The following is a 16,757-nucleotide window of genomic DNA, read 5'->3' as shown; positions in this document are numbered from 1 at the left end:
TATTGTTAATTATATTGCGTTACTAATAACGAATATAACTCAAGATTCAGGACTTAAAATTTGAAAAATGGGCAAACGGACATGAGCTTAGAAAACATTAAAATCGGTATCATCGGCCTTGGTTATGTAGGGCTTCCTTTAGCGGTAGAATTTGGTAAAAAGTTCCCTACGTTAGGATTTGATATTAACCAACAACGTGTTGATGATTTGTTAGCAGGGCACGATTTTACACTAGAAGTAAGCAGTGAAGAACTAAAGCAAGCTACTCACATCAATTATTCATCACAAACTGCTGATTTAGCATCATGTAATGTTTATATTGTTACTGTACCTACACCAATTGATGCGCATAAACAGCCTGATTTAACACCACTTATTAAAGCCAGTGAGATGTTAGGTAAAGTGATAAATGTTGGTGATATTATTATTTATGAGTCAACCGTATATCCTGGCGCTACAGAAGATGTTTGTTTACCTGTAGTTGAAAAAACATCGGGCTTAACCTTCAACCAAGACTTTTTTGCAGGTTACTCACCAGAGCGAATAAACCCTGGAGATAAAGAACATCGAGTAACCGGTATATTGAAAGTAACCAGTGGGTCAACCCCTGAAATAGCTGAAAAAATTGATCAAATTTATCGTTCAATTATCACCGCAGGCACACATAAAGCTGCATCTATTAAAGTAGCTGAAGCAGCCAAGGTTATTGAAAATACTCAGCGTGATGTAAATATTGCTTTGATTAATGAATTAGCCATTATCTTTAATAAATTGAATATTGATACTTTAGACGTATTAGAAGCCGCAGGTACAAAATGGAACTTTTTACCATTTCGTCCAGGCTTAGTAGGTGGTCATTGTATTGGTGTTGATCCTTATTATTTAACGCATAAAGCTGAATCAATTGGCTATCACCCAGAAGTTATATTAGCTGGCCGTCGTATTAACGATAATATGGGTAAATACGTTGTATCTCAACTTATTAAAACAATGTTGAATAAAGGTATTCAAGTTAAAGGCGCTAATATTCTTGTTTTAGGGTTGACCTTTAAAGAAAATTGCCCAGATATTCGTAACACAAAAGTTATTGATATTGTTTCAGAGCTGCAAGAATATAAAGTCAATATTGAAGTTTATGACCCGTGGGCAAACCCCACTGAAGCTATTAAAGAATATGGCGTTGAGCTGATTTCAGTGCTTAAGCACAATCATTACGATAGTGTTGTTTTAGCGGTAGCGCACGATGAATTTAAAAAATTAGAACTAGCTGAGCTTGACAAATATGTGAAAAATAAATCGGTTATCTACGATTTAAAAAACGTATTGCCTAAGTCCATAGTTGATTTAAGACTTTAATATTTTGAACCGTGGTGGAATGGAAATGAAAATAATATATCGAAAAATTAGGCTTTTATTATTAGCATTAAGAACTCAGTTTCTTCGCTCTTATTATAAAATGAATATTGGCGATGGTACCCTAATGTCACTTCAAGCAAAGCTTGATAAGACTAATCCTAAAGGTATAAATATAGGTAATGATTCTTTTATTGCTTTTGGTGCAACAATACTTACACATGATTTTGTAAGAAGTTTACATACTGATACATACGTAGGCAATCAAACATTTATTGGTGCAAATTCTTTAATTATGCCAGGTATAAAAGTTGGGAATAATTGTATCGTAGGAGCTGGGAGTGTAGTTACTAAAGATGTTCCTGATAATAGTTTAGTAGCAGGTAACCCTGCGCGTATATTAAAAAATAATATTAAAGTGACAAAATACGGCAAACTGATTGATGAATAATGTATTGCACATCGTTACAGACTACCCTGATGATGTTAATTCAGTGTACACAAAAGCTGTTAAAAATTTATTAGATGTAACAGAGAAAGGACTTAACCATCAAGTTATTTCTATAGTAAGGAAAAGTGGCTTTAAGTTTGAAATTCATAGACCAACCAATAGCTTAATTGTATTAATAATTCCTAAAGTAAAGCTAGCTATAGCAAATATTATTGTTATGAGGATTGCGTATACAAAACTTTGTAATGTTGTAGGTTCAGAATATTTTGACAAAATTAATATTGTACATGCACATAAGTTAACAATAGACGGCTTATTAGGTTGGATTGTAGCTAAATTTAATAAGAAAAAACTTGTGATTAGTATACGTGGCAGCACAGACGTAAAATGGGTTAATGGCGATATATTAGGTCGTCCTATTTATAAAAAAATATTTAATTTTTCTAATCATAAATTTTGGGTAAGTGCATGGGCTAAGAAAATAATAATAAATAAATTAAGTATTCAAGGATATCACTTTTCTGAATCGTTATTACCCAATATTTGTCATGTTAACTTTAATAGCAACAAAACCATTAATATTACAAATAAATTTATTTTTATCGGTCGTTTAGATTCTGGTGATACTAAAGGTTTACTGAAAGTTATTCAGGCAGTATCTTCTATTTCTGAAGCTAGTTTGGATATTTTTGGTAGTTTTAGTTCTTCACAATTGCATTATTTAGAATCATATATTTCTGGTTTAGGTACTAGTAACCGTATCTCGCTTCTTGGGCGCATAGATAATGAAATATTAAAAGATAAATTATCTGGGTACTGTGCTTTACTTGTGCCTAGTAACCCTGAAACGTTTGGTATCTCTTATATTGAAGCACTTGCCCAAAACATTCCTATCCTTGGTAGTAAAAATGCAGGTGTAAGTGGTTATTTTAATAATAAATCTTATGTAAGGTTGGTTGAAGAAAGTCATCAACAACAAATCTTAAGTTGTGTTGAATATTTTTTGGCTAATCAACAACAAATAAAAAATGAATTACATAAAGAAATTCATGAAGGTAAGCTTGATTTTTTGTCAGATAAAAGTATTAAAATCAAATATATAAGCGTATTAGAAAGGGTGGTCAAAAGTGACATCTAAATGGAGTAAACTCTTTACTTTTTCTGAGCAAATTGGAAGTTCTGGTTTTAATTTTATTATTATCGTTATTTTATCTAAAATACAATCGGAAAATGTTGCCTTATTTGGTTTAATGTATTCCTTTTCGTTAGTTTATATAGCATTACTTAAAAACGGTGCTTTAAATTTCTATCTTACCAATGGTAATAAATCTGTAAAATTTTTCTTATATCTCATTAGAATAGCAATCATTAATTTATATTCTAATTGTTTTATATTTTTTCTTATTTGTTTCAGTTTACTAACAGCTCCTGAACTAGGTTTATATATACCTGTTTTTTTGTTTTATATAGCTATCGAAATTAATAGGGTTTATTTATTTTCTGTTCATAAAGAGTTTGTTGTTCTGTGTGTTAATAGCTCTTGTTATGTATCAATTTTAGGTTTAATTTATTTGTTTTCTATAGAAGTAAATGTTGCATTTTTTTATGGTGTTTTAATTCAACTTCTAACATTTATGTTTATATATTTTAACCGTTTTAAGCTAGCTGATGAATACCATATTGACAAGCATAACTTTGATAAAATAGGTCGTGATAGCTTTTTACTTACCGCTTCCTACTCCACTTATGCACATGGCCCATTATGGCTGTTATATGCGATTAATGATGATCTAGCTAAACTTTTAATACAAATAAGGAATATTTTCCAACCTGTTCAAATGCTGTCTAGAGTTGTTGATATGTATGAGAAGAGGCGTAGCGGTTCAGGTGAATATTCTTATCTTATATTTAAGAATAACTTTAAGTTTCAAGTTTATTGTTCAGCGCTTTTTTCTGCTATTTGCGCACTTATTGGTTATTTTGCTTTTGAATACATTTATGGGGAATATGATGAATCAAACTTGTTATTGTTAATTGTTATATATTCACTTGTTTGTATTTTAACTTTTTTATCAAAACCTGTAGAAACTTATTTTTATAAAATAAAAAATTTAAAACCTATTATAAAAAGCCGAATGATAGCATCTATTTTAATTGTATTAACTTGCCCTTTTCTATTTTTATTTCAATCTGAATACTCGCTAATATTGTTGTTATTAGCTTTAAATATTATATGGTCTGTTATTATTATTTTGAATTTTATTACTATCAACAAATTAGCTAACTCAAAATGGTAAAACCAATAGTGAAACAATTAAACTTCAGTTATAACCAAACAGGCGTAACTAAGCATGAATGCTAAAGTTTTCAAAAAAAGATTTATAAGTAGTTTACTTTTTTTACTGTTATTTATGTCTGATGCGGTTATACGTATTAGAGGTTATGAAGATAAAAGTATCGATTTGCAAGTAGTATTAAAATTTACAATTTTAATACTTTGTTTCATTGTAGGTCTCAATTCATTGAAATATAAAAAGTTTTATAGTTTAAATTATATGGTTTTGTCTTTTTTAGGTTTATTTGTGATTTCATCATCATACTCGCCTAATTTTTTATATAGCCTTTATCTCTCATTTACTTATATAGCAGTGTTTTTATTTATTTTTTACTGTTTTATGAATTTAGAATTTGAAACTATAATTAATGTAGCTGTAAAAGCATTTTTTGTTTTTGCTGTTATATCGTTATTTTTATATGTTTTTATTCCTAATTTAGGGCGGTTTGCATATTGGTCAAATGATGTTTTTTATGTGAGTAATAGAATGAGTGGTTTAGCAGGTAGTGCGAATAATTTTGCCCGTATTATGGTTGTCTATTTCATTCTCTTGGTTTTCTATAAAACATTTTTACTTAAATTTTATTCACTAAAGTTTTTATACTTTCAAATGTTATTATCCCTTACTTGCCTATTATTAACAGGCAGTCGTACAACTATAGCTGCTTTGATGGTTTCAGTAATAATATCTTATTATTTACACTTTAAAAAACAGGATAAAGCTTATTTATTTGTTGGTTTTAGTATATTAATTGTTGGTTTATATTTTCTTTACCCTAGTGTTTCTATGTATCTTTCAAGGCATGATGGTACAGATTTAACGACTTTTACTGGTCGTGTGTTTATTTGGGATGTTGCAATAGAGCTAGTGCAAAATAGTTTCTTATTTGGTTATGGTACAGGCTCTTCAGTTATTATATTTCCTGACTATCTTCAACAAATTGGTTTTAAAGCATCTCATGCACACAATATGTATTTACAGATACTTTTATCTGTTGGTTTTGTAGGCCTTGTAAGCTTTTTATTTATTATTTTGTGTAGTTTAAAAGATTTATTAAAATCAAAAAACTATGGAATGATATCTATTCTTATATTAATCCTACTGGTTGGTTTTTTAGAATCAGCTGCGATAGCATTAACGGCTAACATGTTTACAATTATACTTTTTATCGGCCTTATAGAGTCAAAAATAAGGTGCAACAATACAATAAATCTAAATGAAAATGGTGACGAATAGTGACAAAAATTAAACTTATTATTTATTATATGTTTTTTTATAATTTACCCCATTCCCGCTATTTATCATTTTTTAGTTCATGTCGTTGTTGGTATTTGAATAAAGTATTAAAAGTACTCAGTAGCACTGTTTCTACAAAAATTGAAAATCGGGTTTATTTAAGTAATTTTAAAAAAGTAAAAATTGGTAGTGGCTGCAGAATAAATGAAAATGTGTTTATTCAAGGTGCAATTATCGGAGATAAAGTATTAATTGCACCTAATGTTTCTATTTTATCTAAATCGCATAATCATTCATCAGTAGAGATTCCTATTGTTGATCAAGGTGAAACTGAAGATAATCCCCCCATAATAGGATCTGATGTATGGATCGGAAGAAGTGCAATAATTCTTCCTGGTGTAAAAATAGGTGACGGTGCAATTATTGGTGCCTGTTCTTTTGTAAATAAAGATGTCGAACCTTATACAGTTGTGGCTGGTGTACCAGCTAAATTGATAAAGTATAGAAAGTAACTAAATAAATCAACAGTTTAGATGTATTAATGGAGTATATTTACTAAATGTCTAGGATAGAATTTTTAGGTGCACCCATGGACAGCTTATCAATGAGTGAGAGTGTTGCTCATATAGAAGATAAGCTAGTAAAAGGTGAATTTTTGCAACATGTTGTTGTTAATGTGGCTAAGTTAGTGCACATGCAAACCGACAATGTGTTAGCCGATTCAGTGAAAGCGTGCGATATGATCAATATTGACGGCATGGGCGTGGTGTTAGGCGCTCGCTTTTGTGGGCATAACATTACAGAACGGGTTGCCGGGGTTGATTTATTTCATGAGCTACTCGCCATGAGTGCCAAACGTGAGTTTCCTGTATTTTTACTTGGTGCAGAAGAAGCAGTTGTGGCTAAAACCGCTGAAAAAGTGAAAAAGAGTAATCCAAATTTAATATTGGCTGGCTATCATCATGGCTACTTCTGGAACAATGAGGAAGCTGTTGTTGAGTTAATAAAAAATTCTGGCGCTAAATTATTGTTTGTTGCTATTACCTCACCCAAAAAAGAGAACTTTATAAACAAGTGGCAAGACAAGCTAGGTGTTGATTTTGTGATGGGGGTTGGCGGCACGTTTGACGTAGTAGCAGGCAAAGTAAAACGCGCCCCTGTATGGATGCAAAACTACGGCTTAGAATGGCTTTATCGTATTATTCAAGAGCCGGGCAGAATGTGGAAACGTTATTTGGTTACAAACAGTAAATTTGCGTGGTTATTGGTTAAAGAACGTTTTTTGAACCGCACAAAGTAATACCAGTTTCATTAATTAGGTGCTCTATTTTATACGCAGGAAAAACAGCCAAATACAAGGCATTTATTTAATAACTAGTTGTTCTAATTATTAAATAACGTGGTAGTTGGTTGTTTTAACCAGTAGAAATGATCACATAGTTAGTGAGATTGGTATAACTGTATTGTTTGGTTTTATTTAAAACTATAAATTGAATTAGAAGAGAAAAACATGAAAATAGGAATTATTGTAGGAACAAGGCCAGAAATTATAAAAATGGCACCTGTGATCAGGGAATGTCAAAAAAGGGAAATTCCTTTTTTTATAATTCATTCCAATCAGCATTATTCAGCAGAAATGGACAGCATTTTCTTTGATGAATTACATTTACCTGCACCTAGCTATAATTTAGGTGTTGGCTCGGGTTTGCATAGTAACCAAACGGGTAACATTTTAATTAAAATGGAACCCATATTAGTTGAAGAAAAGCCAGACGTAGTACTAGTGCAGGGCGATACTAATACGGTATTAGCAGGGGCACTTGTTGCGTCTAAGTTAAATATTAAAGTAGGGCATATTGAAGCCGGTTTGCGTAGTTACGACCGCACCATGCCAGAAGAAACTAACCGTATAATGACGGATCATATCAGTGAATATTTATTTGCTGTGGGGCCAAACCAAGAGAAAATTTTAAAAGCAGAAGGCATAAGCGACGACAAAATTTATACGGTAGGTAATACCGTGTCAGATTCGCTTTTTCAGCATTTAGAAATTTCAGCCCAAAAAAGTACTATTTTAAAAGACTTAGCACTTAGTGCTGGTGAGTATTTTTTGGTTACTGCGCATCGTGCCTCCAACGTAGACATTCAGTCAAACCTTATGGAGCTGTTGCATTTGTTTGACGAAATGCACGCAAACTACACGGGTACTATTGTTTGGCCTATTCACCCAAGAACACAAGCCAAGTTAAAAGAGTTTGCTATTGAAGTACCTAAGTATTTACAGCTTATTCCGCCAGTGGGTTATTTAGATTTTATTCAGCTACAAAAACACGCCAAATTAATTTTAACTGACTCAGGCGGTATTCAAGAAGAAGCGTGTTTATTAGGTGTGCCAAGTCTTACCCTGCGTGAAAACACAGAACGCCCAGAGGCGGTTGAAGTGGGTGCAAGTGAATTGGTTGGCCGTAATGCTGAAAAAGCCGTTAATGCTGCTAAACAATGGTTAAGCCGTAGCGATTACACGTGGAAAAACCCGTTTGGTGACGGCCATGTAGCTGAAGCTATTCTTGATATTATAACGGGTGATAGTATAGCTTTAATTGATCAGCCTATTGTTGCAAAAAACGAAACCATTGCTGTTGTGGGTATGGGCTATATGGGCTTGCCTATTGCCAGTTTGTTAGCGCAAGCAGGTTACAGTGTGAGTGGTATTGATTTAAATAAAGACAAAGTTGATGCCATTAACCGTGCAGAATGCCCGTTTGATGAAGTAGGCTTACCTGAGCTAATTAACAAAGTGGTTACGCAAGGTTATTTAAAGGCGACTACTGACATTCCGTGTTCTGATACGTATTTAGTGGCTGTTCCTACACCACACAAAAACAATAGTTGTGATCGCAGTTATGTTTTTGCCGCGGCAGACGCTATTGCAAAAGTGGCTAAAACAGGGCAAACGGTAATAGTTGAATCAACCATTTCACCACAAACCAGTATTGAGGTAGAAAAACGTTTTGCGGCAGCAGGCATTAAGGTTGATGTGGTGCATTGTCCTGAGCGTGCTATTCCGGGTGCTACTTTGCATGAGCTTGTGAATAATGATCGTATTATTGGCGCTAGCAGTGCCGTGGCGCAGCAAAAAGTAAAAGCGATTTACCAAAGTTTTGTTAAGGGTGAAGTGTTTTTAACGGATTTAACCACGGCAGAATGTGTGAAGTTGGTTGAAAACACATCACGCGATGTCAGTATTGCCTTTGCTAATGAGCTTTCGCAAGTGTGTGAAGAGCTTGATGTTGATGTGTATGAGGTTATTCGTTTAGCGAACCGTCATCCTCGCGTTAATGTGTTAACACCTGGCCCGGGCGTTGGTGGTCATTGTATTCCTATTGATCCTTGGTTTTTGGTTGAAAACACCAAAGCAGGTGAGTTTGTGCGTTTAGCCCGTGCTATAAATGACAGAAGACCTATTGAGCTAGCTAATAAAGTTATTGAGCAAGCAAAAAGCCAAGGGGTTCAAAAAATTGGTATTTTGGGTGTGGCGTATAAGCCGAATGTGGATGATTGCAGAGAAACCCCAGCAGAGCCGTTAGTGCATACGTTGCAGCAGGCTGATTTACAAATTAAGTATCATGACCCGTATGTACCACAATGGTCGGTAGAGCGTGTTAACGAGGTAGATGAATTATTAGCGTGGGCTGATGTTGTTGTGTTGGTAACCGCACATACATGTTATAAAACGCTAAAAGCGAGTGATACGTTAATTGATGCGTGTGGTTTATTACGATAACTTGTTAATATAGTTTTATTAGTTTTTCAATAATGGTATTTTGATGCCAATAGCTAAAATTAAATAAAAATATACGGCGTTCGTTGGTAGATGAAAATTAAAGTCTGCCAGCGAATGCAGTAAAATTGCGGTAACTGCGCAAAAGCTTGCAATTTGTAACCCGTGTAAGCTGGTTGTTTTTCCTTTCTTGTTTTTCTTTAAGCCTGTAACCAGTTTTGTCAGTAGTAATATTGTTGCTATGGCGAGTAAGCTAAAGCCTATTATGCCCTGGTTGGTTAATAGCTCTAAATACTCGTTGTGTGCTCGTTTAGACATAGCTGAATAGCCTAATGTTGCTGATTTATATTTGTGTTGCAAAATTGGGTAGGTGCCAGCGCCCATGCCAACTATTGGGCTTTCTTTTATTATAGCGAAAGCGGTTTGGTGCATTAAGTCTCGGCCGTTTGGGGTATAGCCTTGAGAGTCAAGCCGTTTGGTTAATGTGTCGGTAACGCCTGTTGCTAATACCATGATGCCAACTGCAAGCATACTAACGGCTAATGCGCCTACTTTTTTTACTTTTTGTTTTGTTGATTTGTTTTGCTGTAACAGTACGCACAAAAATGTGATGGCAATGCTAATAATAAAAATTGAGTTACCACCCCTTGAGGCCGTTTTAAATAAAGCGGTGATCATAATTAATAGGCTGAGTAAATAAATGCTGTTGGCTGATATGAGTAAGTCGACAATTTTGGCGCGTTTGCCTTTGCCTATTTTTGTTCTATTTTGTTTGATGTTAGCGTAAAGCAAGCCGTAGCCTAACGGTATGGTTAATGTTAAGAATGAAGCGTAATGATTTTGATAGCTGAAGGTGCCGTGCGCTGCTTTTTGCCATGAGGCTGTCCAAGGTGGAATAGAGCTTATAAGATCAAAGCCGCCATTGGTGTAGTGATTTATTAGGGAGTATAGGGCGATAATAGCCGATACAAAAAATAGGGTGTTTGCTAAGGCGAGTATGCGTTTTTTTGTGGTTAACAAACACAGTGTAAGGATGAACACGGTTATATAGCTGGTGTGTTTTATTAGTTCTACCAGTGTTACGTTGGGGGCTATGCTAATGGTTTGCCAATGGTTGCTGGCGTTTGTGCTAATCGGTAAAGGGATTATTTGTATTATTTGAAATAACAGCCATGCGCCAAGTAAAAATAACGGAGCTTTTAGGCTGGTTAGTGTTTGGTATTGGCTCTTTGTGTGGCTTGTATTCTGTGCATTATTAGTATTGCTAGTGAAAAAGTATATTGCGCCAAGGCTGAAAATGCTGATGCAAAAAAGTAAGTATTGCCAAACAATCTCGCCGCCATGTGGCAAAGGCATAATAAATATGGTGATCAACAAGGCGATAAACACTTTTGTATGTGACGTAGGTGCAAGTTGAGTTTGTTGGTTTGTAGTTATTTGCTTTGTTTCCCTACTCATTGCTTGCTTCTCTTAGGTATTTATTTAGTCGGTTAATGTGCCATTGTTTGGTGAGTAAGGGTTCTAATTCTTTTAATCGTTGATATTTTTTAGCGGAATCAAGTGTGAGTAAGGCATAAGATGTTTGTAATGCTTTTTTAATTACTTTAGTAATTTGGTTTTTTGCTTGTTGGCTTTGCTGGCTTAGTTCGGTTTGTTGCTCTTGTTGCAGTAGCGACCAGTGTTTGAAGATTAGTGGAATAATAATGTGCTGGTTTCTTTTTTCATACGGGCCTAAAAAAATGGCGTTTGTTAGGGCGTTTTCTAGTGCATTTTTTAGTTCGTGATTAATATTTATGGCGTTTGTTTCGGTTTGATTACTATAAAAATTAGCAAGCCTTGCCCAGGCGTAATCCCAAGTGGGTTGATGCTGTGTGGCAAGTTGGTAGGATGCTTCTGCCAGTTGTGTGTATTGGTTTGTGGTGTTTGTTGTATCTGTTTTTATTAATTGTTCGTAAAAGCGCGCTAAAAGTAAATGACTGTTGGCGTCTAACGGGTTTATAGCGAGTGATTTTTTTAGTCTGGCGACCATGCTGTTGGCGAGTGTTTCGTCAACAATAGCTTGTTGTTCTGTTGGTTGATTTTCTTCTCTCTGGTGTTTTTCCCATTCGGTAATGATTGTTTCGGGTCTTACGGTGAGTACGGCAGACCAAAACCATAGTATTGACCAAATAGCGAAGCTTAGGCAGGTTACAGCGGCAATAATGCTGGGTATTTTTGAGTGCGTTGTTTGGCTTGCCTGTTTTGTTTGTTTTGGCTGTTGAGAAGAGGGTATCAAAGTTGTGTTTAGTCCGGTGATGTTGGAAATTCATCCTTGGGTATTGATGTTAGCATAAGTGTTTTTTATAGCCTATTGATTTAGTGATTTAGTGATTTAGTGATTAGTGATTAGTGATTAAGGGATTAGATATAAGGGATATGAGATAAGTGATTAGAGATATTTACCACCGGGGGCACAGAGGCTCTTCGAGCTACACAGAGAAGAGACAAGTTATTAAGATGTTAAGGGATGAGATATTAGGTGGTTAAATGATTGATTTTTTTGTTATTGGTATTTATTGTTATGGATTAGTGAGCTGGGTATTAAGTTTACTAGTGTGCTTGCGTGTTGTTCGCCGACGAGTGATTTTGCGTGTTCAAAACCTGCTTGTAAATCAGGTTTTCTGCCTTTTAAGTTATGACAATCAGAGGCAATGGCGCTTGCTTTTTCGTCAATGATGAGTTGTTCTGCAAATTTTTGTGCTTCAATACCAAATTTACCTGTAAGGCTGCATGATGTTATTTGTAAAGGGCAACCTAAGTCGAGAAATACTTGTAGTTTTTCAGGGTGATTAACGAAGGTGCTGTTTCGTTCTGGGTGCACAATAATGGGTAGGCATTTTTTCGATAAAACCCAACGTACAAGGTTGTCACTACCATAGGGAATGTCGTTGCGTGGAAATTCTAGTAGGAATGTTTTTTGCTCTTGGTATTCACCTAGCCAAGGTATTTGGTTGCTGTTAAGTAGGCTCATTATTTCGGGGCCGATACGAAGCTCTGCGCCTAATAGTAGTTTTATGTTGATATTGGCTTTGTCTACTTGTTCTTGAAATTCAGTAAATTTTTGTTCTAGGTGACTTTTGGTGTTGTCAAAACGGCCGCTGTGAATATGTGGTGTGAGCACTTGTGTGGTAACACCGTTGTCTACTGCCATTTTTAGCATGGTGAGTGCTTCTTCTAGGTTGTTTGCGCCATCGTCTATGCTAGGGAGTATGTGGCTGTGTATGTCTATCATTTTTGAACCAATAAAACTGCTTGATATGAGTACTATAGCATGGGGAATAAATTAGTGAAGATATTAGATATTAAGGGATTAAGAAATGGGCAATAAATTACCCCCTACAAGGGTTTGTGTTTTCAATTCGGGTAATTTGTGTAATTCGTTGGTAGTGGTTTTAGCTATTAGGGGTTAATTGTTGTGGTAATGGGGTAATGATTTACCCCATATTATGCTTTTTTTTAAATTCGATTAGTTCAGTATTTACACTTTTTCTGGTTTAGTACCGTAGTATTCACCTGAATAGTAATGATCACCGTAGTAGCTCATTTTATTAGGCTCTGCTACGGTTAATACTGCGCCTATGATATTCGCGTTTAATTTATGTAAACGTGATACGGCTTCTTTGGCTACTTTAATGCGGGTGTCTTCTGCTTTTGCTACAAAAATAACACCATCAACTTTATTGGCTAAAATACACGAGTCACTTACTGGTAGGGTAGGTGGTCCATCTAACACAATATAGTCAAACTCTTGTTTAAGTTTCTCAAGCACTAGTTCAAATTTATGAGAAGACAACAACTCAAGCGGGTTTCTGGCAATAGTGCCACAGGTAATTACCTTAAGATGGTCTTTATTGTTTTTGTAAAAAATATCGCTGTCTGTGCTTACTGCGCCAGTAACTAAATCGGTTAAGCCTGCTTTAGGTTGAATGTTTAAACTGTTTGCAATGCTTGGTTTACGTAAGTCGACTTCCAGTAACAATGTTTTACCTAAGTTACTGTATGCAGCCGCTAGGTTAATAGCCATGGTTGATTTACCTTCGCTACCCGTTGCTGAGGTTACTAAAACGGTTTTAGGTGGGTTATCTATATTTGAAAACAATAATCCGGTGCGAATGGTGTTAATGCTTTCTGAAAACGGTGAGCGCGAATCGTCTAAATATTGCATTTCGGGTTTTGCCATGCCTTTTTTAGTTTTTACCACTGGCGTAATACCTAGTGCTGGCAGTTTTAATTTTTCTTCAATTGAATCTGGTGTTTTAAAGGTGTTGTCTAATGCTTCGCGTATAAAGGCTAATACTACGCCAAAGAACACACCGAATACGCCAGCAAGTACTATAATGAGTTTAATATTAGGCTTGAATGGCACTGTAGGTACCGTTGCGCGGTCAATTATATGAACATTTGACGCGGTATATTCACTTTTGCCGCTAGTTTCCATTAAACTAACTTGAAAGTTTTCGTATATTCTTCGGTTGTTTTCTACCTCTCTTTCTAAGCTAACAAGTGAAAAGTTTTCAGTTTGTAATGCTTGAATGTCTGCGCGAGTTTTGCTGATTAATTTGTTTATGTTGGTTACTTGAAATTGTGCTAAACGGTAGTCTTTTTCTATATTATCAACCACTTTTCTTACTTCTTCAGCAAGGTTTTGTTGTGCACTTTTTAGCTCTGACCGTGCTGAAATCATTTTAGGGTGTTTTTCACCGTAGCGTTCGAAAAGCTCATTCACTTTTCGTGATAAAACGGCTTCTTCTTTTACCATATCGCTGGCGGTTTTGTTTTGTAATACTGGGCCAAGTGAATAAAACTCTTTTGAACTAGGCTCAATATTTTTAATGGCTAAATATTGCTCTTCTGCGGCGCTTAACTTAGTTTGTGCGCGTATTAATTCGTTGTTTAATGATTGCAGTTGTGTATTGGCTATAGTTTGTTGTTGGTTGGTGTCAACTAAGCCTTGTTGTGAACGATAAGTACTTAGCTTGGTTTCAGAATCTTGCAGCTTTTCTTTAAGTGCAGCAAATTGTTCGCCTAACCAAAATTCAGTGTTTTTAACTTCGCCTAAGCGTGATTCTAAACCAAATTGTATATAAGCATCAGACAGCGCATTAATAATTTCTGCCGCTTCTTCTGGGTCGGGTGAAGTGTAGCTAATATTAATAATTTGGCTTTGTTTACCACCAGACACTTCAATACCACCTTGAATACCTGTGGCAAGCATAATTTTTAATTCGGCGTCGGTAGAGGCTGCTTTTTTCACCTTGTTTGTTTTGCTAAATAAAGCAGAAAACTCGGTTTTAATGTCTTTAATTACATCATTAAAACCTGATGTTGGTTCGTTTTTAGCTTCTTTTTGCGCTCTTTTGTATTTTTCAACTAAGCCAAGTTTGTCTACAACCGTTTCGGCAATGTTTCGTGAGTTTATAATTTCGTATTGTGTTTCGTAGTATAAGAATACTAACGCAGACGCAATGTATTGCTCGTTTCTGTTGGCATTGGGTTGTTGTGGATCTGCTAATATTTTTGCCGATGCTCGGTAAATGGGTACTGAAGAGGAGGCGATCAAGCCACCAATAATTAGGCAACATAAGGTTACTGCCATTATGCTCCATTTGGCTCTTTTGATGGTGCGCCAATACTGGCCTAAATCAATTACTTCTTCGGTGTCGAAGTTTGCGTTGTTCGATCGATTTTGAATGGCTGGTGATTTGTCAGCAACTGCTATGTTCATATTTATTTATCCTTAAAAAAAGCTTTCGCTGACAGTGATTACATCACCAGGTTTAATTTGGTCATTTAAGGCTACAGCCTTGATAGAGCGTTTGTCATTTTCGCTTACTAAAGTAATTGTGCTACGAGAGGCTCTTTCTGTGAAGCCACCCGCAAGCGCGACGGCTTTTTCAATGGTTAAATTCTTTTTATAAGGGTAACTACCAGGTTTTTTTATTTCGCCATTTATATAAAAAGGGCGATATTCGGTGATGGTTACGGTTACGTTGGGTTTTTTTAGGTACCCTTCTAATAATAGTTCGGTTATTTTTTGCTCTACCTCGGCAATGGTGTGGCCTTCAATGGCCACTTGCCCTAACAACGGCATTGATATGTCGCCATTACCGCTAACGCGGACTTTATCGACACTTAAGTCATTTTCATTAAATACGGTGACTGATATTTGGTCGTCAGCTGAAATACGATAATCATCAATTTCGTCGGCGACGGCGGAACCGGATATTGGTATGATGATGGCCATGTACAATATGATGAAAAGTTTAAATAACTTCATGTTTTCCCTTTGTTTTTAATCAAGTAGCGTTTGGTAATAAGTTGGTTTTATTCGAAATTAGTTGTTAAAGAAAGCCCGATAATATTTGCTTTATAGTTATATACTTCGAAGTCTGAGCTTCGTTCAATGTATTTATAGTCTAAGCTGACATTTAGCCAAGTGAGTAGGCTATGATTTATTCCTAGTGTAATGTTATGACGCTCGTCTGTTCTGTTTTGCGAGGAAACAATATCGTCGTTGTCGTAAGTATATTGCCCTTTGAGTTCGGTTCTGGGTGTTATGGCGTGTTCTGCATTAATGCTATACGTATTGGTGATAAAGGCACTGGTTAGCTGTTGCGATGACTCGCGGGTCATTTTACTGGCACCTAGTTTAATTTTTGTGTAGGTGTTTGGTTTCCAGATCATGTCTAACATGTATGACAAGCCGGTAATGTCGTTATATACGTCTTGTTCGAAGTTTTTACTTTGGTAACCTATTTTAAATGTGCCACTGGTTTTGGCGGTTATGTCCCATTCTACACCAGCTAAATAGTAATTTTCTTTACTTGATTGATCGGGAAATTGACTTTTAATTTGGTAGTTATAATCGGCGACGCTGGCTTGAAATAATAGGCGTGTTTTGGGGGCTATACGATAGTAAAATGTACCGGTTAATGTGTTGCGGTCTACATCACGGTAGTTTTGAAAATTATTGTTATAGCGGTTTTCGCTATGGTCAATACCAAGTACTAATTGACCAATGCTTTTGCGCGTGCCGTAGTAAAACTTGGCGGCAGCTTGTTTTTTGTCTGTTTGGTTAAATTCATTAATTAAAGAAGATGCCGAGTTGTTGGTGCCGGGTTCTTCAATTTCGTCTTTGTATGAAATTTTAAATTCTGTATCTATTTTAAGTGAATGGTCAAAATGCCCTAATAACGAGAGGTCGTGATTATCGTAATTAAGTTCGCTGTAGTCGTTATAAGCGGCATATTCACCTTCGTAGCTAAACGCTAAAATATGTTTTCCCGTGAGGGTTAAGTATTTTATGTCGGGTGAAATTTGTATTGATGAGTCTGAGGTTGGCTCAACTTTACGTAATACGTTATTGTCGTTTTGTAGTTTTAATGCTGCGTTTAATAGTAAGCCTTGTCGATCTTGTGCGTTGGTGGTTGTATTTGATAGGGTGTAAGTTATTAGACAGATTGCTAATATTATTTTTTGTATTTTAACCACAACTACCACAATTTCCTTATTTACAATAGTACCAAGTTTACGACTTATTGTTTGTTACTATTTACTAGCG

The 16,757-nt window shown here is 35.5% G+C and carries 13 protein-coding genes and 1 pseudogene; 8 read left to right on the top strand and 6 right to left on the bottom strand.

Annotated elements, in window-relative coordinates; genetic code table 11:
• Nucleotides 1-81 precede the first annotated feature (81 nt).
• From tviB to wecB, 8 genes and pseudogenes are all read left to right on the top strand, one after another.
• Complete coding sequence (gene tviB, locus ACE1OF_RS01510) at nucleotides 82-1,356, top strand: Vi polysaccharide biosynthesis UDP-N-acetylglucosamine C-6 dehydrogenase TviB (RefSeq protein ID WP_448892202.1); 1,275 nt, start codon at nucleotides 82-84, stop codon at nucleotides 1,354-1,356.
• 25 nt (nucleotides 1,357-1,381) lie between these two features.
• The gene (locus tag ACE1OF_RS01505) at nucleotides 1,382-1,804 is read left to right on the top strand and encodes an acyltransferase (protein ID WP_448892201.1); all 423 of its coding nucleotides are present in this window, start codon (nucleotides 1,382-1,384) and stop codon (nucleotides 1,802-1,804) included.
• Nucleotides 1,797-2,942, top strand: coding sequence for a glycosyltransferase (locus ACE1OF_RS01500; RefSeq protein ID WP_448892199.1), 1,146 nt, complete (start codon nucleotides 1,797-1,799; stop codon nucleotides 2,940-2,942). The genes ACE1OF_RS01505 and ACE1OF_RS01500 overlap by 8 nt, the downstream gene beginning before the upstream one ends.
• Nucleotides 2,932-4,101, top strand: a complete 1,170-nt coding sequence (locus tag ACE1OF_RS01495) for a hypothetical protein (protein WP_448892198.1) — start codon at nucleotides 2,932-2,934, stop codon at nucleotides 4,099-4,101. The genes ACE1OF_RS01500 and ACE1OF_RS01495 overlap by 11 nt, the downstream gene beginning before the upstream one ends.
• A gap of 54 nt (nucleotides 4,102-4,155) precedes the next feature.
• Nucleotides 4,156-5,376 (top strand): O-antigen ligase family protein, encoded by a 1,221-nt coding sequence (locus ACE1OF_RS01490; protein WP_448892196.1) that lies wholly within the window; start codon nucleotides 4,156-4,158, stop codon nucleotides 5,374-5,376.
• A gap of 347 nt (nucleotides 5,377-5,723) precedes the next feature.
• Nucleotides 5,724-5,888, top strand: a pseudogene (locus tag ACE1OF_RS01485) (type B chloramphenicol O-acetyltransferase); the annotation flags it as partial.
• 47 nt (nucleotides 5,889-5,935) lie between these two features.
• Nucleotides 5,936-6,676, top strand: a complete 741-nt coding sequence (locus ACE1OF_RS01480) for a WecB/TagA/CpsF family glycosyltransferase (RefSeq protein ID WP_448892194.1) — start codon at nucleotides 5,936-5,938, stop codon at nucleotides 6,674-6,676.
• 210 nt (nucleotides 6,677-6,886) lie between these two features.
• Nucleotides 6,887-9,160 carry a non-hydrolyzing UDP-N-acetylglucosamine 2-epimerase gene (gene wecB, locus ACE1OF_RS01475; RefSeq protein ID WP_448892193.1) on the top strand — a complete coding sequence of 758 codons (2,274 nt, stop codon included), beginning with the start codon at nucleotides 6,887-6,889 and terminating at the stop codon, nucleotides 9,158-9,160.
• Nucleotides 9,161-9,178: 18 nt separating this feature from the next.
• Here the strand turns inward: wecB and ACE1OF_RS01470 are convergent, their stop codons facing one another.
• The 6 genes from ACE1OF_RS01470 to ACE1OF_RS01445 all read right to left on the bottom strand — a co-directional run bounded on the left by ACE1OF_RS01470 (nucleotide 9,179) and on the right by ACE1OF_RS01445 (nucleotide 16,687).
• Entirely contained in the window at nucleotides 9,179-10,615 is a 1,437-nt protein-coding gene (locus ACE1OF_RS01470; RefSeq protein WP_448892192.1) for an O-antigen ligase family protein, read from the bottom strand.
• Nucleotides 10,608-11,432 carry a hypothetical protein gene (locus ACE1OF_RS01465; protein WP_448892191.1) on the bottom strand — a complete coding sequence of 275 codons (825 nt, stop codon included), beginning with the start codon at nucleotides 11,430-11,432 and terminating at the stop codon, nucleotides 10,608-10,610. The genes ACE1OF_RS01470 and ACE1OF_RS01465 overlap by 8 nt, the downstream gene beginning before the upstream one ends.
• Before the next feature lie 267 nt (nucleotides 11,433-11,699).
• Nucleotides 11,700-12,428 carry a tyrosine-protein phosphatase gene (locus ACE1OF_RS01460; protein ID WP_448892190.1) on the bottom strand — a complete coding sequence of 243 codons (729 nt, stop codon included), beginning with the start codon at nucleotides 12,426-12,428 and terminating at the stop codon, nucleotides 11,700-11,702.
• Between the two features lie 246 nt (nucleotides 12,429-12,674).
• Nucleotides 12,675-14,921, bottom strand: a complete 2,247-nt coding sequence (locus ACE1OF_RS01455) for a GumC family protein (RefSeq protein WP_448892189.1) — start codon at nucleotides 14,919-14,921, stop codon at nucleotides 12,675-12,677.
• 12 nt (nucleotides 14,922-14,933) lie between these two features.
• Nucleotides 14,934-15,473 carry a polysaccharide biosynthesis/export family protein gene (locus ACE1OF_RS01450; protein WP_448892188.1) on the bottom strand — a complete coding sequence of 180 codons (540 nt, stop codon included), beginning with the start codon at nucleotides 15,471-15,473 and terminating at the stop codon, nucleotides 14,934-14,936.
• A gap of 47 nt (nucleotides 15,474-15,520) precedes the next feature.
• A complete protein-coding gene (locus ACE1OF_RS01445) occupies nucleotides 15,521-16,687 on the bottom strand; it encodes an outer membrane beta-barrel protein (protein ID WP_448892186.1) in 1,167 nt (388 codons plus the stop codon).
• Between the last annotated feature and the right edge of the window lie 70 nt (nucleotides 16,688-16,757).

The sequence above is a fragment of the Colwellia sp. E150_009 genome (assembly GCF_053543955.1).
The sequence above is the reverse complement of the archived record's forward strand: the minus strand, read 5'-3'. Positions and strand labels throughout refer to the sequence as shown.